Genomic DNA, 15341 nt, shown 5'->3' with positions numbered 1-15341 from the left:
ATTAAATATAGAGATTTTTAATAAATAATAATTGGATTTTAAAAAGAAAATATAAAAGATAATCATAAGAAAAACCAAATATATAGAATTGGGAGATTTTATGAAAGATATAGAATATTGGGAAAAGAATTTTGAAAGTTGTAAGTATTCAGATAAATTAATCGAAAGGCTTTTATTTTTCAATACCCAAGTAAAACAATCTATCGATATTAGAGAAGTTAAAAAAGGTATTTATTATGCTCGTAAATATCATGGTGAGCAAATGCGTCAATCGGGTGACCCTTATTATTCTCATCCAATCGCAGTAACAATTATGGTAGCGGAATTTGTAGCAAAAGAAGTACCTAAACTCTTTACTTTTAGAATGCTACAAGCTGCATTACTTCATGACACTATTGAAGATACTGAACTTACTGAAGAAATGATTAGCAACATTTTTGATGAAGAAGTAGCAAGGCATGTAGCAGGTCTAACTAGAATTAAATCTTGTGGAAAAATAAGTAGCGAGAAAAGTCTTATTTTATTAATTAAACAAAAAAGATACGATACTGCTCTTATAAAACTTTTTGATAGAATACATAATTTACAAACTTTAGGAGCAAAATCGCCTGAAAAAGCTCATAAAATAATTAAAGAGACATTAAAAAGCTTTTTAGTATTAAGTGAAATGCTTGAAATACCTTTAGTTTCAGAGCTTATATATGCTGAATGTTATAAAAATAATTTAAAGTTTAATATAGATTCTACTTTTAATAAAATTATAAATTTTGATTCTTTTCCATTCTCTCAAAATAAGTTACTCCCATGAAGAAAGTTATACCTACCGGAATGAAAATTAAAAATAATCCCCAATATCCTAAATAATTGGTAATATAAACTAAACCAAATGACGTTATAATATAAGTAAATAATTTTGCTATTGCACTTAGCATACTAGTATACGTAAATCTCTTAAAAACCGGAAAATATTTATAAAATATAGGAGCTGCTGGTATGTGATCAAATACGAATAATGCAGCTAAACATTGAAAAATAAAAATATATAAAGGAGTAGGGTTATAATTTAACATTATAGGAAAAAAAATGAGAGAGGTAAAAAATAGATATAATTTTACCTTTAGGATTTTTAAAGGATGGATTTTATAGCTAATAAATGCAAGAGCGATAATACCGAGTAAATCTATTATAGATACCCAAAAATTTTGATTTATAATTTGATTCGGAGTAAATCCGCATTCTCTTTTTAATATATCACCGCAATATATATACACGAAATAAAAACACGGTGGTCTAGCACACTGGATAAAGAAATACCAAATAGAAGTGGCGTTTGGAACTTTTTGATCTAGAACATCTTTGTCAATGTCTTCAAGCATAATATTATTTTCTTGAAGTCTTAGTTTTAATTTGTTTCTTTTATTTGAAAATGCATCTGCTTCTTTTAAACTAGTCCTTGCAATAGTACCTACAAAAGCGATAGTTGCACCAACGAAAAAGGCTATACGCCAACTTGATTCATATTGATAAATATTTTGATTAGTAAAAATTGATGCAATACCTAGTGCTACCGTCGTGCCTACGGCAGAAAATACGGTTATAATTGCTACTAATGGATATTGTATAGGAGGAGATGAATTTTCGGTTAAATACAGCTCTGCACCTCGTGCTTCTGCAGTTGCCGACATACCTTGAATTATACGACATATAGTAAGAACCCAAGAGGCTGTTATACCTATCTGTGCATATGTTGGCATGCTGCCTATAATCACACAAGTAATAGCCATTAATAGGGTAGTTAAAATAACTACAATCTTACGTCCAAAATGATCGCCTATATACCCAAATATTAATGCTCCTATAGGTCTTAGCAAATAGGTAGAACAGAAAGAAGAGGCAGTAAGCAACGAAAAAGTGAAAGGATCATATTCTGGAAAAAATAAATTATTTAAAAGCACCGCCATATGCACATAAAGCATAAGATCAAAATACTCTAGAAATGTACCTATAGAAAGTAATCCGACAGCTTGTTTTTGTTCTTTATTGAAACTTCTTTGTTCTATTTCGTAGCCTAACATAACCTTTATTATAATTAGATTGCAAAATAAGCTTATACTGTTGTAGTTAAAAGTCAATAGAAGAATTAAGAATTTTTAATAAATATTGTTACTAAATATCTAGGTTCCGTAAAGTTATCTAACCTGAAATTTTTAAATTATCTATTTTTCTCTAAAAGCTTTAAATGCAGTATCAGTAACGGGATCAAGTAAATATCTAAGTAGTGTTCTAGTACCGGTTACGATTTGTACCTCAGCTTGCATACCGGGGTGTAATTCAAGATTTTTAACTTTAGCAACTTTGTTAAATTCATCCATATCGATTTCAACTCTTGCAACATAATAATTATCTTGTTGTTGTCCCGGGTGCTGTCTTTCATCTTGTACTATATCGGGAGATATGCTTACTACTTTACCGGTAAATGTTGGAGTTGTTCTTGATTTAAATGCACTAAAACGTATTTTTGCAACTAATCCCTCATGTACTGAGTCAATATTTTTTTGAGATACCTTTGCTTCTATTATTAATGGGTCATTAATTGGTGAAATTTCCATAATAGTTTGTCCGTGACCTATAACACCGCCTATTGTATGATATTTTAAATTATTAACTATACCGTCAACAGGTGATCTGATTATCACACGATTAAGCGAATCCGTCAGGGAATTATATTTTTCTTTAAGAGATGCTGTTTGTACTTGAGCTTCACGAAGCTCTGTTAAAGTCCGTTCAATGTATTTATTTTGTTGATTTATAATTTTAATTTGAGTTTCGGTAATAGCATGGCGTATTCCTGCTATTTCAGCTTCAGTTGTTGCAACATCGCTTTTTGAAGCGGCAACTTTTGCCTCTTGGTCTAATAAGGCTGCTTTTTGTACAAAGCCTTTTTCTTTTAACGTTCTTAAAGCTTTTAAACGGTCTTGATAAACTTCAGCAGTTTTGGAGGCGGCAACTTTTTTTGCTTCTAAACCTTCAATTTTTTTCTCAAGTTGAGCAATATTTTGATGTAATGCATCTTTCTCTGAGTTATATACTTCTTTTCTAGATCTAAATAAATTTTCCTGCGTATGAATTATTTTAGCTACTTCCGGTAAATTTATATCCTGCATTAGAAAATCAGAGAATTCGATTTGTTCTAAATTATCACGTTCGGCAATTAAACGATTTTCAGTTGCTAAAAAATTACGGTACTGACCAAGGATATTTTCATGTTCGCTTTTTATTCTAGTTTCTTCAAGTTCTATTAACTTATCGCCTTCTTTGACTTTATCACCTTGCTTAACATAAATAGCATTGATTATTCCGCCTTCATGATGTTGAATCGTTTTTTTATTTGTGCTTGGCATTACGATACCGACAGCTACAGCACCGCTATCAAGCGGAGCAAGAGCTGACCATAATCCGCCTATTAATACTAAAAAGATAATAACATAAATACCGAAAAGTATAGGTAACCTTGCAGCTTGGGCTACGTTATTACGATCTTTATCGGTTTTCTTGGTAATAAAATTAACAAACCTATCAAGTTTTACTAATAAGAATTCTATAGCATGAGAGGTTTTCCTTAATGTAGTATTTATTAAAGCTTTACGTTTAGAACTTTGACCTTTAAGGTTTAACGCATCTTCTCTTAAGGATAATAATTGTTTTAATTGTTCCGGAGTAATTTGAGGTTTATTGTGTTTTAAGTCCTGCATAATATTTAATCATTATTATATTTAGTCAGCATTGTTTGTATTTTGCGTCATTGCGAGCGGGCATTGTTGCGTGGATACTGAAGGTCGTCATTGCGAGGAAAAACTGGTTCACGCAATAATGCCAATCAAACCATGATATGACATTTTAGTTATTAATATGAATTGTACCGCTTTTTAAAGTTTTAAAGTGTTTTTGAATCTCTTCTTCCGTTCCGTAAACTGCAACGGCTCCATCCTGTAATATTAGAATTTTATCAACAACGGATAATACAGATGGTCTATGTGAAATTACAAGAACTGCTATTCCTTTAAGTTGTGCTTGTTTTAAGGCACTTGCAAGGGCAACTTCACCTGCCTCATCTAAATTAGCATTAGGCTCATCTAAAATGATGAGTTTTGGATTACCGTAAAAAGCTCTAGCAAGCCCGATACGTTGTCTTTGACCACCTGATAGATTAGAGCCTGCAGGACCGATATCAGAATCATAACCGTCAGGGAATCTTAATATCATTTCATGAGCTCCGGCTATTTTAGCTGCTTCAATAACTTTTTGTGGGTCGGCATTTTCTTCCATTCTAGCTATATTTTGTTTAATACTACCACTAAAAAGTTCTATTCCTTGAGGAAGATAGCCGACATGTCTACCGAAATCTTCTCTATTCCAACGATAAATTTCAGCACTATCTAAACGTACGGAACCTGATGATTCTTTCCATACCCCGACTATGATTTTAGCTAAAGTTGATTTTCCTGTAGCCGAAGGACCGATAATTGCTAACACTTCGCCCGGTTGTACTGCAAAACTAACACCTTTTAAGATATATTTCGGTACGGGAGGTTGAGGTAAATGTTTCGGTATAGGATGAGCATAATAAACATTTTCAACAGTAAGATGACCATCAACGTTCGGAATCGGCATCGCTTCGTCTCTAGAAGAATAAGTGTTAAATAAATTATTAATGTTTTTGTATGATTTAATAGCACCGCTCATACTTTTCCATAGGTCAATAGCATTATCGAAAGGAGCAAGAGCTCTACCGACTATGATAGAACTCATAATCATATTACCGGGAGTCATATCTGCACTGTGAGATTTTACAACAATGTAAGCACCGACTCCGGTAACAGCCATTTGCATTATGTTACGGATAAACCTTGAAAAGTTAGAAATAACACCGTTACGATAGCTAGCAACCGATTGCTTATCAAGTGCTGATATGTTAAATTTATGCCAATTTTTTGTAACATTTTTCATCATTCCCATTGCTTCAATTGCTTCTGCATTTCTGTTTGCAATATCGGCTTGTGTCATACCTTTTATCGAAAATTCGGTAGCTTCACCTAGCATCTTATTAGTAGCCGCTGCGTTAAAGAAAGCGGTTGAAACTATGATAATTGCACCAAAAACGGTAATAAGACCGATATATGGATGAATTGAAAAAATAACCACAATATAGATAAGGCTCCAAGGGGCATCGAATAAAGTATTAATTCCGGTACTTGTTAGGAATGTTTTGACGGCTTGAAAATCACGTAATAATTGGCTAGAACCCATATTTGCTCGTGTTGCAGCTGCAGAAATTGAAGAAGCAAAAATTACGGGAGCTACTGTTCTATCAAGCCATTCTCCTACCTTTATAAGTGTAAAAGAACGAGCAATTTGTAATAATCCATAAACAAAATAAATATATGCGATTATTATCGATAAAAATAATAATGTTTGTAGATTACCGCTTCCAAGGACTCTATCAAGCACTTGTAGTGAGTAAAGAGGAGTAATTAACATTAGTAAGTTAATTACAAAAGCAAACCAAAAGACTATCCAAAAAGCTGTTCTACATTCGCCTAATGCTATTACTAGCGGGTTTTTTTTATTTAGATTATTATTTTTATTATCCATATTAGTTATATTATAAATAATTATTAATTAGTTCTTCAGCAATTTGGACACTGTTTAAAGCTGCTCCTTTACGTAAGTTATCACATGTGATCCATAGATTTATCGTGTTAGGTTTACTTATGTCATTTCTAATGCGGGAGACATATACGGCATCTTCGCCTACCACTTCAACGGGTGAGATATAAGCAAGGTCATTATTATTAGAAATTGTAACAATTCCATCTGCATCTTGTAATATTTCTTCGACTTCTTTGGCATCAATTTTATCGTTAAATTCTATGTTAACCGATATAGAATGACCGATAAATACCGGTACTCGCACGGAAGTAACACTAGCTTTAAAGTGATTGCCTATAATTTTGTTTAGTTCAAAAGCAATTTTTGCTTCTTCACTTGTATAGCCGTCTTTATTTAAATCACCTATATGAGGAAATAGATTAAATGCAATCTGTTTTGGAAATTTCTTAGGATCATTCTCTCCAAAAACATATTTAGATTTTGTTTGGTCGTAGAGTTCGTCCATTCCTGCTTTACCCGCTCCTGATACTGATTGATAAGTAGATATCACTACTCTTTTAATCTTTATTTCATTATCTAGCGGTTTTAATGCTACTGCAAGCGGAATTACTATACAGTTAGGGTTAGCTATGATATTTTTAGTATTAAACTCTTTAAGTGTTGATAAATTAACCTCAGGTATAATTAACGGCACTTGATTATCAACTCTAAAAAGTGAGGATTTGTCTATAACTATACAGTTACTAGCAGTAGCTTTTGGTATAAATTCTTTTGAAACTTCTGAACCTGCACAAAAAAAAGCAATATCGATATCGTCAAAATTTAAATTTTTTAAACTATTAATTTGTAGTATTTTTTCTCCAAAGCTTACTTCCCGCCCTAGAGAGCTATCTGAAGCTATAGCATGAATTTTATTAATGGGGAAATTACGCTCAGCTAGAATATTTAGAGTTTCACGCCCTACATTTCCTGTAGCTCCGATTACTGCAATATTGTATTTTTTAGTCATTTTTATTTATTAATCCGATGAGTTTTTCACCGCCGATAATATGGAAATGGAAATGAAAAATAGTTTGTCCCGATTTCTCGCCTTTATTAGTTATTAAACGATAACTGTCTTTATCTAAACCCGTTTCATTTGCTATATCAGAAATTTTAGCAAAAAAATGTTTTATTTCATCTATGGAAGCTTTAGAGATAAAATCGGCATAATCTATAATATTCATTTTTAGGTATTACTAATAATATGCACGGGTGCTATATCTTTGAATGCTAAAATTTGTTCGTCTTCATAAATTATTTCTGCCGGAAGATTTTTATCTATAATTTTTGCAAAAATATTTTCTTTATTATATATCATTTTATTCCTGTTAAAAGCTTTATTGCATGGCTTGAGAAACGCACTCGATGTCATCCCCGTGAAAACGAGGATCCAGGAAAACATATAAAAACTTGTTTTTATATGTTTACTTTATCAAAAAATAATTTTTGTAAAAATATTAAGCTTTACTAGATTCCTGCTTTCGCAGGAATGACATTAAGGACATTTTTCTATTCATTAAACGAGTATATTACGTTTTAGAAATTTTAATTCAGCTTCAATGCTAGAGTTGGCAATTATTATATCTTCTAGTCGGTAATTATTTCTTTTTAAATAATTTTCTCTAATATCTGAAGCAAAAAAAGCCGAAGCCTAATATTTAAACTATCTTAAATATAAACTTTAACTCTTCGATATTAATCGCCGTAACGATTATATTCGCTATTACGGCAATAGCAACCACTAACCACATTTTATGGTATAATGCCTAAAATATACTTAAAAGAGCAGCTATCCATGAAAAGCCTTCTTCAATAACAATAAAATTATTATTTTTTTATGTGGAGTTAATGTATATTGCGTATATATTCATTATTTAAGTTTAAGCCTTGAAAATTCAAGGGACAATAATTAACTAAATTGGATTAGTCAAGTATACTCGATGAACTTCAAAAATTGGCTACGTCGTTCTACAAGAGCTGCGGTACTCACGTATTAAGTATACGCTGCGTTCCTTGCCTTGTGAACTCCTTGCTCTTTTTGAAGTTGATCTTCGTATAATAATTCTGCATTTTACTTCAGAGTAAAATATTACGTTATAGTACTTAATTAACAACTTAATATCAATAAATTTTATATAATTTTATATTATGTCAGATAATTTAGCCTTACATGGCACAACAATACTTTGTTTAAAAAAGAACGAAGAAATAATTATAGCGGCAGACGGACAGGTGTCGCACGGCAATACGATATTAAAATCCGGTGCTAGGAAACTACGGACTATAGCAAACAATAAAATTATTGCCGGTTTTGCAGGTGCTACGGCTGATGGACTTGCTTTATTTGAAAAACTTGAAGCAAAAATAGAAAAATACTCACATAATCTACTTAGAAGTGCAGTTGAGCTTGCAAAAGATTGGCGTAGCGATAAATATTTGAGACGTTTGGAAGCAATGATGATTGTTGCCGATCGTAGTCATATATTAATTTTAACCGGTAACGGTGATGTCGTAGAGCCTGAAAATAATGTTGCAGCAATAGGTTCAGGCGGTTTATTTGCACTATCTGCCGCTCGTGCCCTAATGTCTTACGATAATAATCTAACTGCTGAAGAAATTGCTTTAAAATCTATGAATATAGCTGCAGATTTGTGTGTATTTTCTAATCATAATATTATAATGGAAAAAGTTGTATGAAAGCTACTAAAACTACTTATAAAAAAGACCCTATGGGGCTTCCCCCTTCTCAAATAGTTAATGAACTTAATAGGTTTATCGTAGGTCAAGAAAAGGCCAAAAAAGCCGTTGCTATTGCACTTAGAAATCGTTGTCGTCGTAAAAGAGTAGAAGGTAATTTACGTCATGAAATAGTACCGAAAAATATTTTAATGATCGGTTCAACCGGAGTCGGTAAAACGGAAATAGCAAGACGCCTTGCAAAGTTCACTAATTCTCCTTTCTATAAAATAGAAGCAACTAAATTTACCGAAGTCGGATATGTGGGGCGTGATGTAGAGTCAATAATTCGTGATTTAGTCGAAATAGCCGTTAATACTGAAAAAACTTTAGCAAAAACAGAAGTAGATATTAATGCCCGTGAAAAAGCGATAGAGAGAATATTAGATAGTTTAGTAGGTAAAACTTCTACTAGTGAGACTAGAGAAAAGTTCAAAGAAAAAGTTTTAAACGGCGAACTTGATGATACGGAAATCGAAATTAGCGTAGCTGATACTACACCTGTCGGCGGTGGAAGTTTTGAAATACCGGGCATGCCGGGAGCATCTATGGGCGTTCTTAATCTTGGCGATATGATTGGACGAGCCCTTGGCAGCAGTAAGACTAAAACAAAAAAAATGCTAGTTAAAGATGCTATGGCTACTATTATACCTGAGGAATCAGAAAAATTAATAGACCAAGAAAAAATTATTCAGCAAGCTATAAGTTTAGCTGAAAATGACGGTATAGTTTTTATTGACGAAATTGATAAAATAGCTTCGACTGGTAGTTCCGGAGCAAAAAATGCCGAAATAAGTAGAGAGGGAGTGCAAAGAGATTTGCTACCTTTGATAGAGGGAACGACGGTTAATACTAAATATGGACCGGTTAAAACCGATCATATATTATTTATTGCTTCAGGTGCTTTCCATATTGCTAAACCTTCTGATTTATTACCGGAGTTACAAGGAAGGTTACCGATTAGAGTAGAATTAAATTCGCTTACCAAAGATGATATGATTAAAATATTGCTTGAGCCTGAAACTAGTTTAATAAAGCAATATTCGGCGTTAATAGGTACTGAAGACGTGCGTCTTGAATTTGCTGCTTCTGCTATTGAGAAGATAGCGGATTATGCGATCACCGTTAATTTAGAAGTCGAAGATATAGGGGCTAGAAGGCTGCATACTATACTTGAGAATTTGCTTGAGGATATAAGCTTTGAAGCTAGCGAAATGAAAGGCAAAAAAATAACTATCGATGATAAATTCGTAGAAAATCAATTATCAAAAATAATAACTAATCTTGACCTAGCTAAGTTTGTTCTATAGTATGCTTTTCCGATTAATAGTTGAGATAATTCCTATCATTCCGTGGCTTGACCACGGGATCTCATAAAGTAGTCTGTAGTAGTATATTTGATGAGATCCTGCAATCAAGTCGCAGGATGACAAAATGGCATTTTAAGAAAAATTTCATGATAATTCATATAGCAAGTCTAATGTTGAATGGAATTGATATTATCGACGTTGACGTGCAGGTACAAATATCACCGGGTATCCCTGCTTTTATACTATAGTAGGGCTTGCCGATAAAACTATAGCTGAATCAAAAGAACGAGTTAAAGCAGCGTTATCTTCTATAGGGCTTGCACTACCTACTAAAAAGATTTTAATAAATTTAGCTCCGGCAGATTTAGTAAAAGAAGGAAGCCATTTTGATCTTGCGATTGCCTGTTCGATACTTAACACAATGAATATTTTATCGGAGCTTGAAATATCGGAATATTTGATAATAGGAGAGTTATCATTAGACGGTTCAATCTTACCGGTAAGCGGAGCTTTACCTGCAGCGATTGGGGCTTCTGCTAGAGGTAAAGGTCTCATTTGTTCAAGTAAAAACAGCTCGGAAGTTGCTTGGTCGGGTAATTAATATACTTGTTGCAGGTAATTTAATTGAACTAGTAAATCATTTTAAAGGTTCACAAGTTTTAACTCCTCCGGAAGCTAAATTGCAAGATGAGCCGATAAATTATCCCGATTTTAAAGATATAAAAGGTCAAAAAATTGCTAAACGAGCTTTAGAAATTGCAGCATCAGGTGGACATAATCTTTTAATGTTCGGCCCTCCCAGAACCGGTAAATCAAGGCTTACTGCCTGTCTTCCCAGTATACTACCTAAAATGTCTACAAAAGAAATTTTAGAATGCAGCACGATTACAAGTATTGCAGGAAAATTTTTAGACGGTAAACTTACCAAAGCAAGGCCGTTCAGAACTCCGCATCATTCATGCTCACTTGCCGCTATGGTCGGCGGCGGTGTCGGAAAAAAAGTAAAGCCTGGGGAAATTACGCTAGCTCATAACGGAGTATTATGTTTAGATGAACTACCTGAATTTCCACAGCATGTTATTGATGCATTAAGACAGCCTATTGAAAACGGTGAAATACTAATCTCAGGATCAAACGCTCATATAAAATATCCGGCAAATTTCCAGTTAATAGCAGCTATGAATCCTTGTAAATGCGGTTATTTAGGTGATCCTTATAAAGAATGTATGAAAGCTCCAAAATGTGCTAGTGACTATCAAATGAAAGTATCGGGACCTATTATGGATGGATTTGATTTGCATATAGAAGTCTCTAGTATTAATGTTTATAATTATGATCTTATTGATTATAGTTCTGAAGAAAATTCTAAGGATATAGCTGCAAGAGTCAAGAAAGTGCGTTTGATTCAAGAAAAGAGATATGAGGGTTATAATATTAAAACAAATAATAGATTAGACAGGCAGTTATTAATAGATTACGCTATGCCTGCGGATGAAGGAAGAGATTTACTAGAATGAAGCGGCAAATAAATTTCGTTTATCAATGCGTGCTTATAATCGAATATTAAGGGTAGCACGTACGATTCGATCTTGAGAATACGGATGAGGTCTTGAAAATGCATATTGCAGAAGCTTTGAGCTATCGTAAAATGGAATTTAATAATATTTAATTAGATAGGAAAATATGAGTACTATAATAAGTTTTGATTACGCTATAAAATATTTGCTTAAGGACAAAGGTGATTACGAGATAGTTGAAGGGTTTATCTCGGCAATACTCAAAGATGCTGGTTATAGTTCTATTAAAATAAAAGCCTTATTAGAAAGTGGCAGTAATAAAGAAAATGATAGCTTAAAATCTAGCGTAGCAGATGTAATTGTGGAAGATGAAGAAGGGCATAAATATATAGTGGAAATAGATAAATCCTATACAAATCTTTTTATGCATAAAGCTTGCTTTAATAGTAGCAGATTAATAGTAGATAGTATTTCAAAAAATGATGATTACTCCACAATTAAAAAATATTTCATATTAATTTATTATATTTTCCTTTTGCTGATATGAAAGCACCTTTATATTACGGTAAGACTATTTTTAGAGAAGTTGATAAAAAACACCCTATGAAATTTTCTTTGGGAGATATGAGAGGTAAAATATTTGATTTATGTAATGTATTTCCAGAATATTTTGTAATATCAGTACCATTATTTAATGATGTTATAAGAGATGAATTTGATGAATGGCTATATGTAGTAAAACATTCTGAGTTAAGAAAGACTTTAAATCACCATATATGAAAAAGGTCGCAAATCGACTTAATATACTTAAGATGACTCTTAAAGAGCAGATAGTTTATTGTGCATACATGAATAAGAGCTTTAAAGAGCGTGATTATATAGTTTCTGCTGAAGAAAAAGGTAGAGAACAAGGTATGGCAAAAGGAATAGAAGAGGGGAGAAAAAAAGTAGACAAGAAGGTGAAGTTACAAAAAGTATAAAATAGCAAAAAAGATGTTAATGAAAAAACACTCGATAGAAGAAATACATGAGATTACTGAATTATCTATAAAAGAAATAGAGCGATTAAAAGCAGAAATTGAGAACCTTAAAAAATAACTATCTTTAATGACAAAAATTTACTTTATAGCCGGTGAGGTGTCAGGAGACTTTGTAGGTGGTCGTATAATTCAGCATTTAAGAAACAATACAGGAGTAAAGTTTGTTGGTGTTGGCGGCAAATATATGGAGGAAGCCGGTAGCTTTAAAAGCTTATTTCCTATTACTTCCATAAATTTAATGGGTTTTGTAGAAATTTTACCTCATATTTTTAAGCTTAAAAAATTAATTGATAAAACTGTAGAAGATATAATAAATAGTAAAGCTGATTTATTAATTACCATAGATTCACCAGAGTTTACTTATCGTGTGGCAAAGCGGGTAAGAAAACTTTTACCAAAGCTGAAAATGATTCATATCGTTGCACCGTCAGTTTGGGCATATAAAGAGGGTAGGGCAGTAAAATACGCTAAAATTTATGATTGTTTATTTGCTTTACTACCGTTTGAACCTCCATATTTTACTAAAGTCGGTCTTGATTGTAGATATATAGGTCATCCGATTATGGAGCAAGAGTTTTATAGTGATAAAATAGCTTTACATGCAGAGTTTAAAATAGATGAGAATGAGAGAGTTTTATGTGTTACTCTTGGTAGTAGAAAGGGTGAGATTCTAAGGCATTTATCGGTTTTTGTTTCTTCTATTGAAGAAATATTCAAGAGTTGTAATAATCTTAAAGTTATATTTACTCTTGCAAATCCTGCTCATGAGGCAATAATAAAACCGTTTTTAGAAGATGTTAAGTTTAATTATTTATTTTCAAGTGAGAGACTTAAAACTTATGCTGTTGCGGATGTAGCTCTAGCAAAATCCGGTACTAATACTTTAGAGATAGCAGCTTCCGGTACTCCTATGATTGTAGCATATAAGATTAATATTTTAAGTTTTCTTATCATTAGGCTATTGATAAAAATAAAATATGTTACGTTAATAAATATTATAGCTGATAAAGAAATAATTCCGGAATTTATCCAATTTAATTGCCGAGCTAATCTTATTAGTAATAAGCTTCAAGAGTTATTATTTAATTCTAAAAAAGCTTATGAGCAGGTAATAGAAAGCCAAAAAATTTTGCAGCAATTAGGATTTAAATCAAACCGATTACAGCTAAATTCAGAAAGCTTTAGACACGATGAATTTAAAGGCAAGCTAGCTAGGCGTACAAAAGTACGTGAGCATAGGTTTAGCTTGGAAAATTCGCTTGTATCAAGTGATCGAGATGACGCTGTACCTTCTTATATAGCTGCAGAAATTATTAAACAGGAGTTCTTAGAACCTAAAATAAAGTTGTTAAAAGAGAAAGATTAGTACTTGAACCGGTGATCCATAACGTTTTCTGAATTATAATAAACATTAATATTAATATAATAACAAAATATATTTCCATGTTTTTTCTTATAGTATTAATTTTTTTCATTAAAATTTCTAAATCATTGGAAATTTTTTTGTATTCCTCATTGTTATCAGAACGCATTGTTGTCAAGAAACCGGATAAGTTTCCTAACTTATTTTGTAAAGCTTTTAACCTTTTAGTATGTTCTTCGTGTTTTAGATCGGTATTGTGATCGTGTATCATAATATATAATGTCCATTATAAGATCAGTATTAACGCCGGTATAGTAATATGAACTATGAATAAAGATTTATATTTTTTGTTTGTAATAAAAATTCCAACTTTTCATTTCACAGGAGTATACTATTGTTATAGTAAATTGGTTTGCGTTATTAATTTGTTGCTCATTAATCATCTAGTTTTAATATTTTAATTACCAAATATTAAAACTATTGATTTATTTAGCAAAAACTATATAATTTAAATTTAGCAAATATTTAACTTCAACCAAACTTTAAGTTAGTTTTACTATATGTTGTTTCAAATGTCAAGAAAAAACCATATTTCATGGTAATTTTTTATCAATATTTCTAAGCCTTATAAAAATAATAGTTATTATGTTAAAAAACCTATTAAAAACTAAACTTTTTTTAGTTATAATATCTCTAACTATATTTATTACTTTGCTAAATTTTAGTATATTTTATATTTTTGTGCCGGGTAATCTTACTCAAAATAAAACGATAATTATTGAACCTAAATTATCCGTAAATCAAATAGTTACAAAACTTTATTCTAATGAAGTAATCAAATATCCGAGAATTTTTAAGGTAATTGCTAAAATTTATTCTATAAAAAGACCTCTTCAAAGCGGTGAATATGTGTTTACCCGTAATATATCGCCTCTGCAAACTTTAAGAATATTAGCAAGCGGTAAATCTATAATACACAAGATAATTGTACCGGAAGGTACGGTAGTTAGTAAGGTTATAAAGAAAATTAATGAAGAAAGTCGTTTACTAGGAGAGATAAAAGGGATAATACCGGAAGGTTTTTTAATGCCTTCCACGTATTTTTTTTCTTATGGAGATCAAAAAGAGCAGATAATCGATCAAATGAGAAATTTAATGTCTGCTAATTTAGATAAGGTAATGCAAAATCTTTCACCGGATTCTCCGTTAAAAACTAGACTTGAGATATTAACGCTAGCTTCGATAATTGAAAAAGAGGCCGGCTCAAATGCAGAAAAGCCTATTATAGCAGCAGTATTCATTAATCGTTTAAAGAAAAATATGAAGCTACAAGCCGATCCAACTACTATATATGCTTTGACTGAGGGTAAATTTAAATTAGCAAGAGCTTTAACAAGAAAAGATTTATTGCAAGAACTACCCTATAATACTTATTATATAAAAGGTTTACCACCCGGTCCGATTTCTTGTCCGTCGTTAAAATCTTTAGAAGCAGTGGTAAAACCTGCTAAAACGGATGCATTATTTTTTGTAGTTGACGGTAAAGGCGGGCATAATTTTTCTAACAATCTTAATGATCATAATAGATTTGTTGAAACTTATCGAAAAAGTTTGATTAAAATAGCTGAGCCGGAAATTGATCCTGAAAAATAAAAAGAAAATT

15 protein-coding genes and 3 pseudogenes are annotated in these 15341 nt (G+C 31.9%); 11 read left to right on the top strand and 7 right to left on the bottom strand.

Annotation, left to right across the window (positions count from 1 at the left end; genetic code table 11):
- The first annotated feature begins 100 nt into the window (after nucleotides 1-100).
- On the top strand, nucleotides 101-808 hold the full coding sequence (locus tag RAS_RS04425) for an HD domain-containing protein (protein ID WP_010423430.1): 708 nt from the start codon (nucleotides 101-103) through the stop codon (nucleotides 806-808).
- Here the strand turns inward: RAS_RS04425 and RAS_RS04420 are convergent.
- The 6 genes and pseudogenes from RAS_RS04420 to RAS_RS04395 all read right to left on the bottom strand — a co-directional run bounded on the left by RAS_RS04420 (nucleotide 759) and on the right by RAS_RS04395 (nucleotide 7532).
- Entirely contained in the window at nucleotides 759-2075 is a 1317-nt protein-coding gene (locus tag RAS_RS04420) for an MFS transporter (RefSeq protein WP_147142699.1), read from the bottom strand. The two genes, RAS_RS04425 and RAS_RS04420, sit on opposite strands and share 50 nt — an antisense overlap.
- A 141-nt stretch (nucleotides 2076-2216) precedes the next feature.
- Entirely contained in the window at nucleotides 2217-3752 is a 1536-nt protein-coding gene (locus tag RAS_RS04415; RefSeq protein WP_147142696.1) for an HlyD family type I secretion periplasmic adaptor subunit, read from the bottom strand.
- Between the two features lie 145 nt (nucleotides 3753-3897).
- The gene (locus tag RAS_RS04410; RefSeq protein ID WP_147142693.1) at nucleotides 3898-5652 is read right to left on the bottom strand and encodes a type I secretion system permease/ATPase; all 1755 of its coding nucleotides are present in this window, start codon (nucleotides 5650-5652) and stop codon (nucleotides 3898-3900) included.
- Nucleotides 5653-5662: 10 nt separating this feature from the next.
- Nucleotides 5663-6679, bottom strand: a complete 1017-nt coding sequence (asd, locus tag RAS_RS04405) for an aspartate-semialdehyde dehydrogenase (RefSeq protein ID WP_147142690.1) — start codon at nucleotides 6677-6679, stop codon at nucleotides 5663-5665.
- Nucleotides 6672-7027, bottom strand: a pseudogene (locus RAS_RS04400) (HIT domain-containing protein). The gene asd and the pseudogene RAS_RS04400 overlap by 8 nt, the downstream one beginning before the upstream one ends.
- A gap of 201 nt (nucleotides 7028-7228) precedes the next feature.
- Nucleotides 7229-7532, bottom strand: a pseudogene (locus RAS_RS04395) (DUF2628 domain-containing protein).
- A gap of 328 nt (nucleotides 7533-7860) precedes the next feature.
- Between RAS_RS04395 and hslV the strand changes: the two are divergent.
- The 9 genes and pseudogenes from hslV (at nucleotide 7861) to lpxB (ending at nucleotide 13681) form a co-directional block, all read left to right on the top strand.
- A complete protein-coding gene (gene hslV / locus RAS_RS04385) occupies nucleotides 7861-8409 on the top strand; it encodes an ATP-dependent protease subunit HslV (RefSeq protein WP_147142685.1) in 549 nt (182 codons plus the stop codon).
- A complete protein-coding gene (gene hslU, locus RAS_RS04380; RefSeq protein WP_147142681.1) occupies nucleotides 8406-9758 on the top strand; it encodes an ATP-dependent protease ATPase subunit HslU in 1353 nt (450 codons plus the stop codon). The genes hslV and hslU overlap by 4 nt, the downstream gene beginning before the upstream one ends.
- A 116-nt stretch (nucleotides 9759-9874) precedes the next feature.
- A complete protein-coding gene (locus RAS_RS09820; protein ID WP_232049139.1) occupies nucleotides 9875-10006 on the top strand; it encodes an ATPase in 132 nt (43 codons plus the stop codon).
- The gene (locus RAS_RS09815; RefSeq protein ID WP_332094815.1) at nucleotides 9976-10359 is read left to right on the top strand and encodes a magnesium chelatase domain-containing protein; all 384 of its coding nucleotides are present in this window, start codon (nucleotides 9976-9978) and stop codon (nucleotides 10357-10359) included. Before RAS_RS09820 ends, RAS_RS09815 begins: the two co-directional genes overlap by 31 nt.
- Nucleotides 10340-11275, top strand: coding sequence for a YifB family Mg chelatase-like AAA ATPase (locus tag RAS_RS09810; RefSeq protein WP_232049138.1), 936 nt, complete (start codon nucleotides 10340-10342; stop codon nucleotides 11273-11275). The genes RAS_RS09815 and RAS_RS09810 overlap by 20 nt, the downstream gene beginning before the upstream one ends.
- Before the next feature lie 25 nt (nucleotides 11276-11300).
- Nucleotides 11301-11351 carry a hypothetical protein gene (locus RAS_RS11315; protein ID WP_232049361.1) on the top strand — a complete coding sequence of 17 codons (51 nt, stop codon included), beginning with the start codon at nucleotides 11301-11303 and terminating at the stop codon, nucleotides 11349-11351.
- A 90-nt stretch (nucleotides 11352-11441) separates the two neighbouring features.
- Nucleotides 11442-11822 (top strand): PD-(D/E)XK nuclease family transposase, encoded by a 381-nt coding sequence (locus RAS_RS04370; RefSeq protein WP_147142678.1) that lies wholly within the window; start codon nucleotides 11442-11444, stop codon nucleotides 11820-11822.
- Nucleotides 11819-12373, top strand: a pseudogene (locus RAS_RS10740) (hypothetical protein). Before RAS_RS04370 ends, RAS_RS10740 begins: the two are co-directional and overlap by 4 nt.
- A 9-nt stretch (nucleotides 12374-12382) precedes the next feature.
- Complete coding sequence (lpxB, locus tag RAS_RS04350) at nucleotides 12383-13681, top strand: lipid-A-disaccharide synthase (RefSeq protein ID WP_147142669.1); 1299 nt, start codon at nucleotides 12383-12385, stop codon at nucleotides 13679-13681.
- Here the strand turns inward: lpxB and RAS_RS04345 are convergent.
- Nucleotides 13650-13949, bottom strand: coding sequence for a hypothetical protein (locus RAS_RS04345; protein ID WP_010423413.1), 300 nt, complete (start codon nucleotides 13947-13949; stop codon nucleotides 13650-13652). The two genes, lpxB and RAS_RS04345, sit on opposite strands and share 32 nt — an antisense overlap.
- A 374-nt stretch (nucleotides 13950-14323) precedes the next feature.
- Between RAS_RS04345 and mltG the strand changes: the two genes are divergently transcribed.
- A complete protein-coding gene (mltG, locus tag RAS_RS04340; protein WP_147142666.1) occupies nucleotides 14324-15331 on the top strand; it encodes an endolytic transglycosylase MltG in 1008 nt (335 codons plus the stop codon).
- Nucleotides 15332-15341 lie beyond the last annotated feature (10 nt).

It is taken from the genome of Rickettsia asiatica (genome assembly GCF_007989425.1).
GTDB lineage: Bacteria > Pseudomonadota > Alphaproteobacteria > Rickettsiales > Rickettsiaceae > Rickettsia > Rickettsia helvetica.
The sequence above is the reverse complement of the archived record's forward strand: the minus strand, read 5'-3'. Positions and strand labels throughout refer to the sequence as shown.

What these genes read in the sequence shown, in the direction of transcription:
- hslV (WP_147142685.1), top strand. Translation starts at nt 7,861, where the DNA reads ATGTCAGATAATTTAGCCTTACATGGCACAACAATACTTTGTTTAAAA.
- RAS_RS04425 (WP_010423430.1), top strand. Translation starts at nt 101, where the DNA reads ATGAAAGATATAGAATATTGGGAAAAGAATTTTGAAAGTTGTAAGTAT.
- RAS_RS04410 (WP_147142693.1), bottom strand. Translation starts at nt 5,652, where the DNA reads ATGGATAATAAAAATAATAATCTAAATAAAAAAAACCCGCTAGTAATA.
- mltG (WP_147142666.1), top strand. Translation starts at nt 14,324, where the DNA reads ATGTTAAAAAACCTATTAAAAACTAAACTTTTTTTAGTTATAATATCT.
- RAS_RS04370 (WP_147142678.1), top strand. Translation starts at nt 11,442, where the DNA reads ATGAGTACTATAATAAGTTTTGATTACGCTATAAAATATTTGCTTAAG.
- RAS_RS04415 (WP_147142696.1), bottom strand. Translation starts at nt 3,752, where the DNA reads ATGCAGGACTTAAAACACAATAAACCTCAAATTACTCCGGAACAATTA.
- asd (WP_147142690.1), bottom strand. Translation starts at nt 6,679, where the DNA reads ATGACTAAAAAATACAATATTGCAGTAATCGGAGCTACAGGAAATGTA.
- hslU (WP_147142681.1), top strand. Translation starts at nt 8,406, where the DNA reads ATGAAAGCTACTAAAACTACTTATAAAAAAGACCCTATGGGGCTTCCC.
- RAS_RS04345 (WP_010423413.1), bottom strand. Translation starts at nt 13,949, where the DNA reads ATGATACACGATCACAATACCGATCTAAAACACGAAGAACATACTAAA.
- RAS_RS04420 (WP_147142699.1), bottom strand. Translation starts at nt 2,075, where the DNA reads ATGTTAGGCTACGAAATAGAACAAAGAAGTTTCAATAAAGAACAAAAA.
- RAS_RS09820 (WP_232049139.1), top strand. Translation starts at nt 9,875, where the DNA reads ATGACAAAATGGCATTTTAAGAAAAATTTCATGATAATTCATATAGCA.
- lpxB (WP_147142669.1), top strand. Translation starts at nt 12,383, where the DNA reads ATGACAAAAATTTACTTTATAGCCGGTGAGGTGTCAGGAGACTTTGTA.